Origin of the sequence: Streptomyces sp. CB01635 (assembly GCF_002803065.1) — a bacterium.
GTDB lineage: Bacteria > Actinomycetota > Actinomycetes > Streptomycetales > Streptomycetaceae > Streptomyces.
Genome location: NZ_NNBL01000008.1, coordinates 19,388 through 32,940 on the forward strand (window position 1 = coordinate 19,388; position 13,553 = coordinate 32,940).

At 68.7% G+C, this 13,553-nt stretch carries 18 protein-coding genes; 10 read left to right on the plus strand and 8 right to left on the minus strand.

Translation table 11 applies throughout. The features are described 5' to 3' along the window. The first annotated feature begins 65 nt into the window (after nucleotides 1–65). The 3 genes from CG723_RS22055 to CG723_RS22065 all read left to right on the plus strand — a co-directional run bounded on the left by CG723_RS22055 (nucleotide 66) and on the right by CG723_RS22065 (nucleotide 3,639). Nucleotides 66–1,349, plus strand: coding sequence for an acyl-CoA dehydrogenase family protein (locus CG723_RS22055; RefSeq protein WP_234374441.1), 1,284 nt, complete (start codon nucleotides 66–68; stop codon nucleotides 1,347–1,349). Nucleotides 1,350–1,529: 180 nt separating this feature from the next. Next, nucleotides 1,530–2,750, plus strand: coding sequence for a CaiB/BaiF CoA transferase family protein (locus CG723_RS22060; protein ID WP_100595210.1), 1,221 nt, complete (start codon nucleotides 1,530–1,532; stop codon nucleotides 2,748–2,750). Nucleotides 2,751–2,853: 103 nt separating this feature from the next. After that, entirely contained in the window at nucleotides 2,854–3,639 is a 786-nt protein-coding gene (locus CG723_RS22065) for a crotonase/enoyl-CoA hydratase family protein (protein ID WP_100595211.1), read from the plus strand. 141 nt (nucleotides 3,640–3,780) lie between these two features. On the opposite strand, the gene CG723_RS22070 is transcribed toward CG723_RS22065, so the two are convergent. Beyond that, nucleotides 3,781–4,179 (minus strand): nuclear transport factor 2 family protein, encoded by a 399-nt coding sequence (locus CG723_RS22070; RefSeq protein ID WP_100595212.1) that lies wholly within the window; start codon nucleotides 4,177–4,179, stop codon nucleotides 3,781–3,783. Nucleotides 4,180–4,195: 16 nt separating this feature from the next. After that, nucleotides 4,196–4,339 carry a hypothetical protein gene (locus CG723_RS22075; protein WP_234374442.1) on the minus strand — a complete coding sequence of 48 codons (144 nt, stop codon included), beginning with the start codon at nucleotides 4,337–4,339 and terminating at the stop codon, nucleotides 4,196–4,198. A 404-nt stretch (nucleotides 4,340–4,743) separates the two neighbouring features. Between CG723_RS22075 and CG723_RS46305 the strand changes: the two genes are divergently transcribed. Then, the gene (locus CG723_RS46305) at nucleotides 4,744–5,076 is read left to right on the plus strand and encodes an alpha/beta fold hydrolase (protein WP_159032506.1); all 333 of its coding nucleotides are present in this window, start codon (nucleotides 4,744–4,746) and stop codon (nucleotides 5,074–5,076) included. A 651-nt stretch (nucleotides 5,077–5,727) separates the two neighbouring features. Here CG723_RS46305 and CG723_RS22085 read toward each other — a convergent pair. Continuing rightward, nucleotides 5,728–6,399: a DUF1990 family protein gene (locus CG723_RS22085; protein ID WP_234374443.1), complete on the minus strand. Its 672-nt coding sequence runs from the start codon at nucleotides 6,397–6,399 to the stop codon at nucleotides 5,728–5,730. Nucleotides 6,400–6,638: 239 nt separating this feature from the next. On the opposite strand from CG723_RS22085, the gene CG723_RS22090 reads away from it, so the two are divergent. Next, on the plus strand, nucleotides 6,639–6,815 hold the full coding sequence (locus CG723_RS22090; RefSeq protein ID WP_227292845.1) for a hypothetical protein: 177 nt from the start codon (nucleotides 6,639–6,641) through the stop codon (nucleotides 6,813–6,815). A gap of 7 nt (nucleotides 6,816–6,822) precedes the next feature. After that, the gene (locus CG723_RS22095) at nucleotides 6,823–7,566 is read left to right on the plus strand and encodes a DUF1990 family protein (protein WP_100595216.1); all 744 of its coding nucleotides are present in this window, start codon (nucleotides 6,823–6,825) and stop codon (nucleotides 7,564–7,566) included. Between the two features lie 450 nt (nucleotides 7,567–8,016). On the opposite strand, the gene CG723_RS47655 is transcribed toward CG723_RS22095, so the two are convergent. After that, nucleotides 8,017–8,403 carry a hypothetical protein gene (locus CG723_RS47655; RefSeq protein WP_100595217.1) on the minus strand — a complete coding sequence of 129 codons (387 nt, stop codon included), beginning with the start codon at nucleotides 8,401–8,403 and terminating at the stop codon, nucleotides 8,017–8,019. Between the two features lie 447 nt (nucleotides 8,404–8,850). On the opposite strand from CG723_RS47655, the gene CG723_RS46940 reads away from it, so the two are divergent. Next, nucleotides 8,851–9,006: a DUF6131 family protein gene (locus CG723_RS46940; RefSeq protein WP_199841846.1), complete on the plus strand. Its 156-nt coding sequence runs from the start codon at nucleotides 8,851–8,853 to the stop codon at nucleotides 9,004–9,006. A 63-nt stretch (nucleotides 9,007–9,069) separates the two neighbouring features. Here the strand turns inward: CG723_RS46940 and CG723_RS22105 are convergent, their stop codons facing one another. From CG723_RS22105 to CG723_RS22125, 4 genes are all read right to left on the minus strand, one after another. Next, a complete protein-coding gene (locus tag CG723_RS22105) occupies nucleotides 9,070–9,675 on the minus strand; it encodes an alkaline shock response membrane anchor protein AmaP (RefSeq protein ID WP_100595218.1) in 606 nt (201 codons plus the stop codon). 20 nt (nucleotides 9,676–9,695) lie between these two features. Further along, nucleotides 9,696–10,373 carry a DUF6286 domain-containing protein gene (locus CG723_RS22110; RefSeq protein WP_234374444.1) on the minus strand — a complete coding sequence of 226 codons (678 nt, stop codon included), beginning with the start codon at nucleotides 10,371–10,373 and terminating at the stop codon, nucleotides 9,696–9,698. 485 nt (nucleotides 10,374–10,858) lie between these two features. After that, complete coding sequence (locus CG723_RS22120) at nucleotides 10,859–11,053, minus strand: hypothetical protein (RefSeq protein ID WP_100595219.1); 195 nt, start codon at nucleotides 11,051–11,053, stop codon at nucleotides 10,859–10,861. 61 nt (nucleotides 11,054–11,114) lie between these two features. Next, complete coding sequence (locus CG723_RS22125) at nucleotides 11,115–11,603, minus strand: Asp23/Gls24 family envelope stress response protein (protein ID WP_100595220.1); 489 nt, start codon at nucleotides 11,601–11,603, stop codon at nucleotides 11,115–11,117. 147 nt (nucleotides 11,604–11,750) lie between these two features. Between CG723_RS22125 and CG723_RS22130 the strand changes: the two genes are divergently transcribed. The 3 genes from CG723_RS22130 to CG723_RS22140 are packed head-to-tail and all read left to right on the plus strand — an operon-like array spanning nucleotide 11,751 to nucleotide 13,461. Beyond that, the gene (locus tag CG723_RS22130; protein ID WP_100595221.1) at nucleotides 11,751–12,383 is read left to right on the plus strand and encodes an RNA polymerase sigma factor; all 633 of its coding nucleotides are present in this window, start codon (nucleotides 11,751–11,753) and stop codon (nucleotides 12,381–12,383) included. After that, a complete protein-coding gene (locus tag CG723_RS22135) occupies nucleotides 12,374–13,057 on the plus strand; it encodes an Asp23/Gls24 family envelope stress response protein (protein ID WP_100595222.1) in 684 nt (227 codons plus the stop codon). The genes CG723_RS22130 and CG723_RS22135 overlap by 10 nt, the downstream gene beginning before the upstream one ends. After that, on the plus strand, nucleotides 13,054–13,461 hold the full coding sequence (locus CG723_RS22140) for a hypothetical protein (RefSeq protein ID WP_100595223.1): 408 nt from the start codon (nucleotides 13,054–13,056) through the stop codon (nucleotides 13,459–13,461). The genes CG723_RS22135 and CG723_RS22140 overlap by 4 nt, the downstream gene beginning before the upstream one ends. Nucleotides 13,462–13,553 lie beyond the last annotated feature (92 nt).

A 13,553-nucleotide genomic window follows, 5' to 3' on the forward strand; every position in this document is an offset into this window, starting at 1 on the left:
GGCCCCTAGCGTCGTGTTATGGGGAGGGATCGGACCCAGGTCGAATAAGAAGGAGCGTCGGACGGATGAACGCGCAACGCCAGGACACGATGATGCCCGTCGATGTCACCACTGTCGGCCCCGGGAACGGGCATCCGGTCGTCCAGCCCCCCGTGCTGGGTGGCCCCGAGAATACGGACTACTACTTGCTGAACGACCTGCTCACGGATGAGCAGCAGGCCCTCCGCCAGAAGGTGCGGGACTTCATGGACGATGAGGTCACCCCGATCATCAACCCTTACTGGGAGCGGGCGGAATTCCCGCACGAGCTGGTCCCAAAGCTGGCGCAGCTGGGCATCGCCGGTTTCCAGATTCCCGGATACGGTTCGCCCGGGATGAGCAACGTGACGGCCGGTGTGGTGATCATGGAGCTGGCCCGCGGTGACCTGAGCATGTCCACGTTCATGGGGGTGCACTCGGCGCTGGCCATGATGTCGATCGCGCTGCTGGGATCGGAGGAGCAGAAAGAGCGCTTCCTGCCGCAGATGGCACGTCTGGAGAAGATCGGCGCCTTCGGTCTGACCGAGCCTGCCCACGGCACGGACGTGGTCAAGCTGGAAACGACCGCGCACCGGGACGGCGACTCGTACGTGCTCAACGGCCACAAGCGTTGGATCGGCAACGCGACCTTCGCGGACTACACGATCATCTGGGCCCGCGGTGACGACGGCCACGTGGGCGGTTACGTAGTCGAGAAGGGTACCCCGGGGTTCGAGGCCGAGGTCATCACCGGAAAGACGGCGCTGCGCTGCGTGCAGAACGCGCAGATCTCCCTCACCGACGTCCGCGTGCCCGCCGAGAACCGCCTGGCGAACGTCAACACCTTCCGGGACACCGAGAAGGTCCTGCTGGCTTCGCGCTTCTGCGTGGCCTGGGAGTCGATCGGCGCCGCCATCGCCGGCTACGAGACCGCCCTCGCCTACGCCAAGCAGCGCAAGCAGTTCGGCGTACCGCTGGCGGCCTTCCAACTCGTCCAGTACCGGCTGGCGCGGATGCTGGCGGACATCACCGACATGGTGTGCATGCAGTACCGGCTCAGCCAGCTCATGGACGAAGGCAAGTATTCGATGCCGCGGGTCGCGCTGGCCAAGATGCACTACACGGAACGTGCAAGCGCCATCCTCTCCGACGCTCGCGACATGCTCGGCGGCAACGGGATCCTGCTCGACTACCACGTGGCCCGGCATCTGTGCGACATCGAGGCCATCGACACCTACGAGGGCACCGACACCGTGCAGGCGCTGATCGTCGGCCGCGACATCACCGGATACAGCGCCTTCGTGCCCATGGCTCCCAACGGCCACCACTAGACCGGTACGCACCCCTCGCCACGCAGCGCCGAGCCTGCGACTGCGCGACCGGCCACGTCGGTACCCGCTTCACCGCTGCGTCGCCCACCGTGCGCCTCCCCTGGCGGCCCACGTGCGGGCAGCGTCGGCGGCGAGGACACCTACATGTCCGCCGGACACCCCGCGGAAGAGGAACCTGTCATGGAGAACACGCCCTTGCTGGAGGGACTGCACGTCGTTGATATCGCCAGCTTCATCGCCGGGCCGGCCGCGGCCACAATCCTCGGCGACTACGGGGCCGATGTCGTCAAGGTGGAACCACCGCACACCGGCGACAGCTACCGCGGCCTCAGCCGGATGCCCCCCAATCCGCAGGTCGAAGGGGTCAACTACCCCTGGCAGCTGGACAACCGCAACAAGCGCAGCATCGAGCTCAACCTGAAATCATCCGACGCCCGGTCGGTACTCGAACGACTGGTGCGGTGGGCCGATGTCCTGGTCACCAACTTCCCGCCCCGCACCCGGGCCAAGCTCGGCCTGGACTACGACGATCTTTCCTCCGTCAACCCCCGGCTGATCTACGCCGACGTCACCGGCTTCGGCGAGGAAGGCCCCGACGCGCACCTGCCCGGCTTTGACGTCACGGCATTCTGGGCACGCAGCGGTCTGATGGACTTCACTCGCCAGCGCGACGCTGCCCCTGCCATCAACGTGTTCGGCTCCGGCGACCACCCCACCGCGATCACCCTGTTCGCCGGGATCATGACGGCCCTGTACCGGCGTGAGAAGACCGGCCAGGGCGCACGCGTCAGCGCGTCCCTGATCGCCGAAGGCGCCTGGGCTGCAGGGATGTGGCTGCAGGCTGCGCTGCTCGGCGGGAAACCCCCGCGCCCCGTCGAACGCTCCGACCCACCCAACGCCCTGGCCAACGTGTACCGCACCGCGGACGACCGTTGGATCCTGCTTGCCTTCGCCAACGAAGGCAAGGAAGTGCCGCTCTTCCTAGAGGCCATCGGCCACCCCGAGGCCGTCGAGGACCCCCGGTTCCACGACACCGTCAGCCGTCGCGCCCACGCCGCCGAGATCGTCACTCTGCTGGACAAGCGGTTCGCCACCCGTCCCCTGGCCGAGTGGCGCGAGGTACTCGACGCCGCAGGCCTCACCTACGGAGTCGTCCAGACACTCGAGGAATGCGCTCACGACCCCCAACTCCTGGCCAACCAGATCGTGGTGCCGATCGAGGACGGGAGCAGCGAGCCACACCTGACCCTCAACAGCCCCGTTCACCTGGACCAGGAACAGAAGGTTCCCCCACGGCCGGCACCCGATCTGGGTGAGCACAACGAAGAGGTCCTCTCAGAACTCGGCTTCAGCACCGACGACATCGCATCCCTGCGTACCGGCGGAGCGATCCCGAGCTAGCAGTGGTCCGAATCCAACCGCACTCGGCACTGGACGACGAGCAGCCCTCCGTCGTCAGCGGTTCGACGATCCACACCGGCGGGAAAGGCAAGGAAGCCCCACCATGACCACCAAACCCACAACCGATGCGCCCACCGTGCACACCGAGGAACGCGACGGTGTCTTTGTGATCACCATTGACCGGCCGAAGGCACGCAATGCCGTCGATGGCGCCACCGCGCGGGCGTTGGCCGATGCCTTCGACCAACTCGACGCCCGCGACGACCTGATGGTCGGTGTGCTGACCGGTGCTGGCGGCACCTTCAGCGCGGGGATGGACCTCAAGGCGTTCGCGAAGGGAGACACCCCGGTCATCCCCGGGCGGGGCTTCGCGGGCCTCACACGGACCCAGCTCCGCACCCCGCTCATCGCTGCCGTCGAGGGCTGGGCGCTGGGCGGCGGCACCGAGATGGCACTCGCCTGCGACCTGATCGTGGCAGCCCAGGACGCCACCTTCGGCCTCAGCGAGGTGACATTCGGCCTGGTTCCCCCCGAGGGAGGAATCGTGCGCCTGCCCGAACGCATCCCCCGCAACATCGCCGTGGAAATCCTCCTCACAGGCGACCCTCTGCCCGCCGAACGGGCTCATCAGCTCGGCCTCGTCAACCACCTCACCCCACCCGGCGAGACGCTCACCAAAGCCGTGGAAGTGGCCCACCGCATCGCGCGCAACGCCCCGCTGTCCATCGCGGCCGTCAAACGCGCGGTCAACGAGCGGACCGCATACGGCGACCAGGACGCCTTCCGCCAGCAGGACCAGCTCGTCGCACCGGTTCTCGCGTCCCACGACGCGCAGGAAGGAGCTCACGCCTTCGCCGAAAAGCGCCCACCCCACTGGGAAAGCCGCTGACCGCTTTTCCCCGCGCGAGCGCCCGTGGTGCGGGTCATGGATAGGGTCATCGGCGCCCGCAAGGGCCGCGCAGGAGCTTCACGCGGGCCTGCCGTGCACATTGCGTGGGGCGGCGACGTCGACGTCGGAAGGTGCCTGTCGTTACATCACGGCGTCGGTCTGCAGCGGGCCCGCGGTGATGCGGAGCGCCCGGACGCGAACCGGCTCTTCCTGGTCGAGGTAAAAGATGTGCATGAACGGGGCGCGCACCACCTGGTCCGGCTCGCTCTTCTTGGCCATGGTCGCCTCGCCACGAAGCAGGCGGACGCCGTCGCCGGCGGCCCAGTACTCCAGGACCTCATGGGTGATGTTCAGCGGTGCGTCGATCTTGACGAAGAACGCCTTGATGGCCTCGACGCCGTGAATGTGTGCGGTGCCGAAGTACATGTCGGTGTCCTCGGTCAGTGGCGCGAAGCCCTCATCGAAGTTCAGAGTGTCGATCGCTTCCATGAACTTCAGGACCCAGTCGGGTACGGCGGTCGCGTGTGCGGTATCTGTCATGGTCGTGGTCTCCTGATCAGGCAGCGATGGGCAGGGCGGCGACGAACGCATCGATTTCGGCGTTGACGGCCACGGGATTCTCACGCGCGGCAAGGTGGGCGGTGTGCTGGAGCACGCGGAAGGTGCTGCCCTCGATGGCGTCGGCCGTCTTCCGCACCAACGTGCACGGGGGAACTGGCTGTCCTCCTCGCCGGCGATGATCAGGACGGGCACGTTCCGGATGCTGCAACCTCAGGGAAGGAGAGGACGGCCCATGACATACGAGACCGGCTCCGGCAGTGGACCACCGGTTCTGACGCGAGGCCTTGCCCCGGCTGACCGGCCTCGGCCGGGATCGCCTACGACCTGCGCGGACACGGCTTCTCCCGCGGCACACCACTCACCACCGGCGTCGACCAACTCGCCGACGACGCAGCGAGCCTGCTGTAGGCCCTCGCTGTCCCCGCGGCCGACGTCTACGGGGCTTCCTACGGTGGAGCCGTCGCCCAGCATCGGGCACTCGCCCACCCCGGGCCGGGCCGGCCCCTGGCGCTGATCGCAACCGCGGCGAAGTCCCCACTGGAGATGCTGGACGCCCGCGCCGAGTCCGCTGAACTGCACGGCATGGAGGCCCAGGTCCCGGTCTCGCTGATGCGCTGGTTCCCGCCCGAGAGGATCGCCACCGACGGCTGGGCCGTCCGCTACGCGCGCGCATGTGTGCGCCGGGACCGGGTCGAGGACTGGGCGGCGTCCTGGCGCGCCACGGCCCGCCTGGACATCCTGGACCGGCTCCCTCAGATCACGGTGTCGGCCATCGCAATCGCCGGTGAGCAGGACAGCTCGGCTACGCCGGAGACCATGCGGCAGACCGCCGCCGGCATCTCCGGGTGTGACTGCTCGACCCCGGCACGCACATGATGCCGATGGAGCAGCCGGAGGCGCTGGCCGGACAACTACGCTCGTTCCGGCGGTCGGTGGACCGGTCCGCCGCCCAAGACATCCCCCGGCGATGATCCTGGCCCCAGTGCTGGGGACTGCCGTAGCCCTCGGTGCGAGGTCGTTTTCGCCCGTTGCTTCATTCCGTAGTCGCGGCCCAGGCGGCGGTGGAGCATCAGCCGTCCATGTCGGTTCCCATGCCTGCGGTGTGTTCACGAGGTGCTGGCGGCAGCCGCCGTCCATCCGTGCCTTGCGCAACGTGAGGTGGGTGGTTTGGTGACCTCGTCGAGCAGGCGGGTGCCGATGACCGAATCCTGCACCGTAGACCGTCTCCCAGGGCGGGAAGCCGTGGGGCGGATGGCGCCACTGCACCCCGATTCGGTTCCCGTACAAGATCCCGTCCCGGATCTCCCCCAGCTCGTGCTCGGGCGGCCGCCTGAAGCCCAGGGCCCGGCCACGTAGTTCGAAGCGCCGGGCCGCCAGGACCGCTACGGCGCAGTCCCGCTCCTGGGTCAAGCAGTGGAACGAGAATCCAACCCCGTTCACCTGGACCAAGACAGCCGAAGAGATCCTCGACTCGCCCGCTTCTGCCGACGGATCTCCGGCGCAGGACACTAGCGACACACGGGCTGTCTACAAGAGATCCAGCGAAACACGGCGCGTGTCGATGGTGACGCCGCCCCGCGGGCGTCCGCCGGCCATGCCGGCGGCGCCGAGGCAGAAATGCACCCACATGTTGAACTGGATCTCCTTGGCCACCCGCAGCCGGCTGTAGAAGACGTCGGCCCAGCGGTCCCCCGCCCTCGACCATGCCTCGACGCCGAACTCCAGCACGTCGTCGTCGGCCCCGGCCCAGAACTGGATCTGTCCCGCCTCCAAGTGCCCACGAAGCGTTCCCAACCTGATCGAGAGCGCGTCGCGGTCGAGCACGCGGACAGGACCGTCCCAGGGGCCCGGCATCTGCACGCGGTACTCGTCGCCGGGACGTGCGGGGCTGCCCTGCTTGCCTCGCGTCCTGTGGAAGACCGCAACGGTCGACGGCGCCGGTCCGTTCAGATCCGCCGCCACTGCGTCGATCAGCTCCTCGGGACCCATCGCCGCGCCCTCGATTCGGACGCTGAAGCGCCGATGGAACATCGGGCCCACTCCATCGGCCAGCGGCTTGGTGAACTCATCGACGTGTGCCGCCGGCAGCGGAGGGGGCAGATCGCCGGCGTCGCCACTCCCCTCGGTGCGGTGCAGTGCGGTAACCCGCCACATGTACTCCCAGGAAACCAGCAATACCCCCATGGGGAAGCGCAGCAACGTGCCCAGCCGCCGCCTCGGCGGCGGTTTGCGGAGCTGAGGTTGGCCATCGCGAGTGGTGGCACTGCTACTGTCGTTTTGTCCCGACATTTCTCCATGACAGCACGAGGTGGGCGCCGCTTCGAGGCGCCGCCCGCGTGTCCTCGATGCTGATGCGGATTCAGGAGGGCTGAATGGCGGACGTCGCACAGGTGATGCACCGATGGGGGTTGCGCAGTGCGCAACTGCAACTTGCCGCAATGGGCTCAGTGGGCCTGTGCACCGTCTTCTGGATGCGCGCCGCGAGCTTCGACCAGGACGAACGCGGCAACGCCGAGCGACGCGCCCTCTTCGTCGGCCTGTGGGCACCCACACTCTGGCTCATGGCGCAGTCACTGCGCGACCTCGACCAGGCCGTACACGCCCCGCCTCGGTGAGGCACACATGCTGCGCGAGCGACGGCTGCACCGGGCGAAGGCCGTGGCCGCGCTGCGTGAACTGGCCGACTGTCAGGTCAACTACGAGCCTCTGCCCGAGAGCCGTAGCCTCCCCACCCGGGAGGCGTGCTGGAGCCTCGACTCCCTGCGCCACCCGCTCGCCCGCGAACCCGCCGGCGACCCGCAACAGGGCGGTGCCTGGGAGATCGCCTGCCGCCTGGTCCGCGACTACCAGTTCGCGGATCCGGCCATCCTGCGCGCCATCTACAGCGCCGACGACACCCTGCTCGGCCGCGACATGCTCCTGGAAGGCCGGTTCGCCGGACTCCGCTTCGACATGGGCGTACGAGTGACCTCCGTGATCGATGAGACGCGCAGCTGCAGCGGGGAGGAATCGCGCGCGTGGGGCTGGTCATATCAGACCCTGGAAGGCCACCTGGAACAGGGTGAACTCACCTACGAAGTCGTCAAGCGACTGCGGACCGGCGCCGTGGAGTTCTGTATCAGTGGCTACTCGCGGCGAGCGCCCCTGGCCAACCCCCTGATCCACGCCGGATTCGCGGCCTTCGGACGCACCACCCAGCAGCGCTTCTACCGCGCGAGCGCCCGACGGCTGCAGCACCTGACGCTCGCGGAACTCATGGGCGCCGCCCCGCTGACACCCAGAACCCTCCCGGGCTACGACAGCGTCGTCATCGCCCCTAACGTGTGGGTGAACACATCATCGCGCCGATCCTGTCACGGTAAGTGAAGTTGGTTGTTCAGGGCATGCATCACGCTGCGCGGTGTACCGGTCAGGCGGCATCGAGCAGCGCGCCTTTGGCCGCAGTGCCAGCGCCCGAGGAACCTCCTTGGCGCACCGGTTCCGCACGGGCGGACGGGCGGACGGGCCCGGTCCTGGCCTCCGAGGTACGGCACGGTGCGCGGAAGCAGCGGACCAGCGCGTGTCTCTTGCTGCGGCGCGCCGAACTCATCGTTGATCTGACCGTGCATCATGCGCTGCAGCAGAACGTGCACGCCCTGCTCATGGGCGAGCCGAACCGTTCCCGCAACGCCCGCCCGCGCGCGTGCGATTCGTCAGTCGCCTGCTGCTACTTCATCAAATCGTCGGGGACGGCTGCCGCGCCACCACGAACGCTATGTGCGGCACGTCATGCGCTCCGCGCTCCTACGAAGATCACGACCAGTTTCGTCGAGCTGCCTAACCTTCGCTGCGTGTGCCGGGTGGGTTCTGGGGGTCCACCCCGCTCGACGCGGAGGCGTCCCTGGTTCCGCTGGGACGCTGTGAGCGGCCTCTGCGACCGGTGTCGTGCATACCCTTTTCGTCTGAGCCCTTGCTCTGCTGTTCGCCGCGGCGGCCGGTGCTCTTGGCGGTGTCGCCGGGGACGCTTTTCGATTCTTCCTTGGAGACTTTCCTGCCGGGCCCCTTCGCGGGGGCGTGTTCCTCCGGGTGGAAGGAGCGGTGGGCGCTCGGATTCTCTTGTTGACGAGTCTCGTCCACATCCGGCGACCAGCCGTGCTGAGTGCCCTTGTGCCGACTCGGCCCCTCTCCGTGTGAGGGCTCGGACGGCTTCGGCTGCTTGGGCATGACCTCTACCTGCCTGTCCTGTCGGGGCTACCTACACACGCCTTGCCGGTGGTGTCCAATTCTCCCATCCACGGCCGGAGCGGTCATATCGGGCATGCAGACGTCGCTGAGAGGTGCCCAAGGGAGGGACCGTCTCGCTGACCGACGGTGGCGGCAGCCGCTCTGCCTGCCCCCGGGGGTATTCCCCGTGAGCAGACCGCTGCTGCCGGCCAAATGGGCTCCGATCGCCGCCGCATGCATCGGCTCCCATGACAACTGCAGCGCGGACGGCCCTGGACTCGGCACGTGGAGTGCGCCGTGAGGCCTTGAGCGGGCGGCTCACCCGAAGGCGTCACCACGAAGTGAAGCAGCAACGCGTGGCCTTCAGCCGGGCTCTGCCGGCCCGCTTTCTCTCCGGGCCTGGAAGGTTCACAGTTGAGATAGCACCATGCCTCATTGGAGGACACCATGATCATTCTCGGAGTGATTCTGCTGGTTGTCGGGTTCTTGACCGGCCTCTCGATCCTGTGGACCATCGGGATCATCGTGCTCGTCATCGGCGCCATTCTGTGGATCCTGGGCGCCATGGGCCACGCCGTCGCAGGACGACGCCACTACTGGTAGCCCGGGCCCGCGGATGGGAGGGCCACCCATCCGCGGGCCTTCGCTGCACCCAATGACCGCGCTCTAATCGGCGCGGTGCGCCTTGTGCTTGCCAACGTCCAGTCGTGCCCGGGTGGCCAGGTGGGGCAACCCGGTGCAGTCGCGCGCATGCGCCACGGGGCCGTGGCACAGGGCCTGCAGGACGGGGGCGGGCGTGCCGTGATCCGTCAGTGTGAGGGCCACGTGGAGGCTGGGGCGCGCCGCCCGTCCGGTGACATGGGTGCTCGCCTGCTCGACGCCGGGCAGGGCACGCGCTTCGGCGGTGACCGCATCACTGAGGGCGCGGCCCCGCAGTTCGACGCTTTCTGGTGGAGGCGTGCCGCCCAGGTGCACTGAACCGGGGCGGTGGCGCAACTGTGCGAGCAGCCAGAGCAGGGCGAAAACGGCGGCCAGAACCAGGCCGGCGATGACGGCGGGCCACCACCACCAGCCCTGGTCGCTCCACCCGATGCGGTCGACGTTGCTGAGCAGGACGTCGTGGGGCGTGGTGAGGGGCCAGCCGGCAGGCGCGGCCAGGTGAAGCCGGCGGTAGAGGTCGAGGCCTGCGGTGAGGATCAGCAGACCGCCGCCCAGCAGCACCAGGCCGCTGAGGGCCATGAGGAGACGGTTGAGTGTGGATCGGCCGTTCATGGCGCGCTCCCGGGGCGTGGTCAACGGGTGTGGTGTCGTAGGCGGATCGCCAGCCGCGGGGGGTGCGCCACAGCGAGTTGACGGCACTGGTCCTGCAGGGCCTGGGTGAGGTCGTCGCGGACGGTGGCGGGGTCGCGGAAGCGGACGTCCGCGCGGGCCGTGACGCGGCGGCGTCCGACCCGGACCAGGGCACCGCTGATGCCGGGGACCCGCATCGCGGCGTCGCGCAACACCAAGGCGGCGCCCTTGCGGTCCAGCCAGGCCCCCATGTCGGGACAGCCATCGGGTGCCCGAAGCGGCAGCAGTCGGCGCAGGCCGGGGGCGAAGGCGAGGATGAGCAGCCACAGGCCGAGGATGACGGCGACGGCGGCCGCGATCAGCAGCCAAGGGTCGTCGACCGGGCGGGTGGCCAGCTCGTCGGCGAGGCGGATGCGCCATGCCCCGGCCCGCTGTCCGGCGCGCACTGCGATCACGTCGTGCAGCAGCACCCCGAAGGCACCGAGCGTCACCAGTGCGACCAGGGCGGCCGGGATGCGGCGTGCGGACCATAGGCGGGGCGACCTCGCCACCCAGCCGTCATGCGGCAGCGGCCGCGTCGCGGGAGGGCGGATGTCGGGCTGGCCTGTCTCACCGGCCTCCTTGGCCGAGTCTGTCTGCTCATCGTGAGCAGGCGGGGCGGGCCCGGATGGGAGGGCCATGGTGGCCGTCCTTCGTCGTTGGTATGAGGATCGGCAGGGCTGATAGCCGGCCTGTACGGCAGCGCTGCCGCGGTGAGTGGGATCAGCGGACGCGAGCCGACTGGCCCGCGACGACCAGTCGCCGCACGGTCAGCGTCACCTCGCTGATGTCCAGGCCGGTCAGCTGGGCCACCCGTTCGGCGACTTCACGCTGCAGTTGCCCGCAGGTGGGGGCGATGTCAGTGGGGTAGGAAGGTCCACCGTCAGTGCCAGTTGTGCCGTCCCGTCGTACGTGGTCGTGCGAACGCCGGATGCGGTCAGCGCCGCATGCGCATGTGGCGGGTGGGTGAGCCGGTGCAGGGCTGTGCTCGCCACCCGTGCGGCGATGCGGGCCACGACCCAGTCGGGTATCTCTGTTGCGCCGCGCTCGGCAGGCGGCAGAGGATTCTCGGCGTCGTACCCGCGGTGGGGGCTCTCAGCTGAACCGGCGCTGCGGGTGGTAGTGCTCACTGTTGCCGCCGGGTGGACAGGTCCCGCTGCCGCCGGGTGAACAACACGTCGGCGTCGCCCTGCAGGACGAGACCGACGACCAAGCCCACCGCGCCCAGGACCGCTACCAAGAGGAAGGCCCAGAAGCCGCCGAAGTAGCCGGCGAATCCCAGTGCCATTCCGGCTGCCAGACCCACGGTCGCTGTATTCATCACTCACTCACCTGTCCCACGCCGGCGTTCGATCGGAGGGAACTCCGCCCGCTGCCGGAAGTCATTGGACGCGGCCTTCGGCCGGTTCTGTGTCGTCTTCGTCGTCGGGCAGGTTCACGTCGTCGATGACGAGGTTCACCTCGATGACCTCCAGGCCGGTCATGCGTTCCACGGCGGAGATGACATTGACGCGGACCTCTGCTGCCACATCGACGATGGGGCAGCCGTACTCGACGACGACATCGATGTTGAGTGCGGCCTGGCGTTCGCCCACCTCGACCTTCACGCCGCGGCCGACACCGCCGGTGTCTCCGCCGGGGACGCGTTCGCGCACGGCTCCAAACGCACGGGCCATGCCCGCGCCGAGGTTGTGGATACCGGGTACCTCGCGGGCGGCCGTCCCCACGATCTTGGCCACGACGCCATCGGCGATGGTGGTCTTGCGCCGCGTTTCGGGGGATGCGCCAGCACCGGTCGGCCCCTTCAGCATGGTCGCCGTCCCGGGAGAGCCGTCCTGTCCGGTGGAGGAACGGTCGGTGGTGTCCGTCATGGCAGTCGCCTCGATCAGTCGCCGCCGGCACCGGCACGATGCCCGTCAAGGATGGGACACACCCGACAGGCAAATCGTCACACATGTCCACGAACCTGCATCACATCCCTCAGGCCGGGCACAACACCGCAGGGAGGAGGTGCGGTCATGACGCACAGCGCTGGCCCTTCCCCGCGCCGAGCGGCCTGCCCCGGCCCACCCCCGGACCCCCCTGTCCCGGGCACGGCCGACGGGCTGCTCACCGCGCCGGACGACCTGCTGGCGACACGCGCCGGCGAAGGCGACGAGGAAGCCTTCGCCATCCTGGTGCGGCGCCACAGCCGTCCCCTGCTCGCCCTGGCCTCCCACACGCTGGGCAACGTTCAAGACGCCGAGGACGCCGTGCAGGACGCGTTCATCAGCGCCTGGAGGAGCCTTCCCGAATTCCGCCACGCCTCGGCGTTCAGCACCTGGATGTACCGCATCACCGTCAACCGCTGCCTGAACTCCCTGCGCCGCCGGCCGGCACCGGTACCGTTGAACTCGGTGGCCGAACCCGCCGCCCCCGGTACGCGCAGCTCGCCCGCACGGGCAGCCGAACAGGATGCCCTCACCGAAGCCCTGGTCAACGCGCTCGGCGCGCTGGAACCACAGCAGCGGGTCTGCTGGATCCTGCGGGAACTGCACGGCCTGCCCTACGAACAGATCGCCCACGTGACGGGCACCACCGAGCAGACGGTCCGCGGGAGACTCTACCGAGCACGCCGATCCCTGAAGGAGGCACTGGGCCCATGGCGCTAGACGACCATCCCCCCCAGCCTCCCGAGCCCGGACGCCAACCGCCCTCGCCAGACGGCTCACCTCTCGACGAGGTCCGCCGTCACACCGGAGACGAAGTGCTCACCTGCGGGCGCACCCTTAGTCACGCCTGGGAACAGGCCCGGGACACCGGTCCGCCCGCCGACCCCTACCTCGCCGACTGCCCCTACTGTCGCGACGCCGTCGAAGGACTGGCCGCACTGAACACAGCTACGCAGGCCCTGCGGGAACAGAAGAAACCCAGCACCCAGAACCTCGTCGCCCGCGTCATGGCCAGCGTCCGGGACGAGGTACGACTGGGGCCGATGCTGCCCCTGAACGACCCCACGCGCACCTTGCAGATCGCCGAACACACCGCAGCCACCGTGCTACGGCGCGCAGCAGACGCGATACCCGGCGTCATCGCCGCCAGCTGCCGCCTCACCCGAGCCGACCAGGGCACCGGCGTAAGTGTGAGCATCACCCTGGCTGTTGGCCTGGAACGCCCTCTGCCCGAGACGGCCGACTTGGTGCGCCGCTCGGTAGTAGATGCGGCCGACCATGCCCTGGGCCTGGGAGTGACAGCAGTGGACGTCACGGTCATCGACGTGCACCATGCACCCGTATCGCCGAACCGCGCAGACACCACCCGCAGTGGACCGGGCGGCACCCGATGACCGCATGTCACCCTGCCGACATTCGCCAGACCGCAGCTGAGGCCGCCCTCGCGGTCAGCGGGGTCCTCGCCCTGCAGCCCACCCTCGCCAGCCGTCTCGCCCGAGCCGCCTCACGCGCAACTGCAGGCGCGGCAGACAGCAGGTTCGCCTCGCCGCTGTCGGGCATCCGTGTCGTCCATGACCCAGACGGCTCCGGCTGGCAAGTGGAGGTGCGCTGCGTCCTGGCCGAGGGACACCGAGCCATAGACGTCGCCCGCGCCGTCCACGACCGGACCCGCGCGTCCCTCACCCCCCTGGTCACGATGCACGGCACGGCGGACACCGTCACTGTTACCGTCACGATCACCCGCATCACACGGACAAAACCAAAGGTCGCCCGGCGGCCGCTGAAATCAAAGAAGTGAGCGATGATCCGGTCAGGTTAGCCATGAAAGTGCGAACCAAGGCTTGACACCTCCATTCTGCCGAAGCTGAGCCCGAGGGCCGCCCCTGTTCT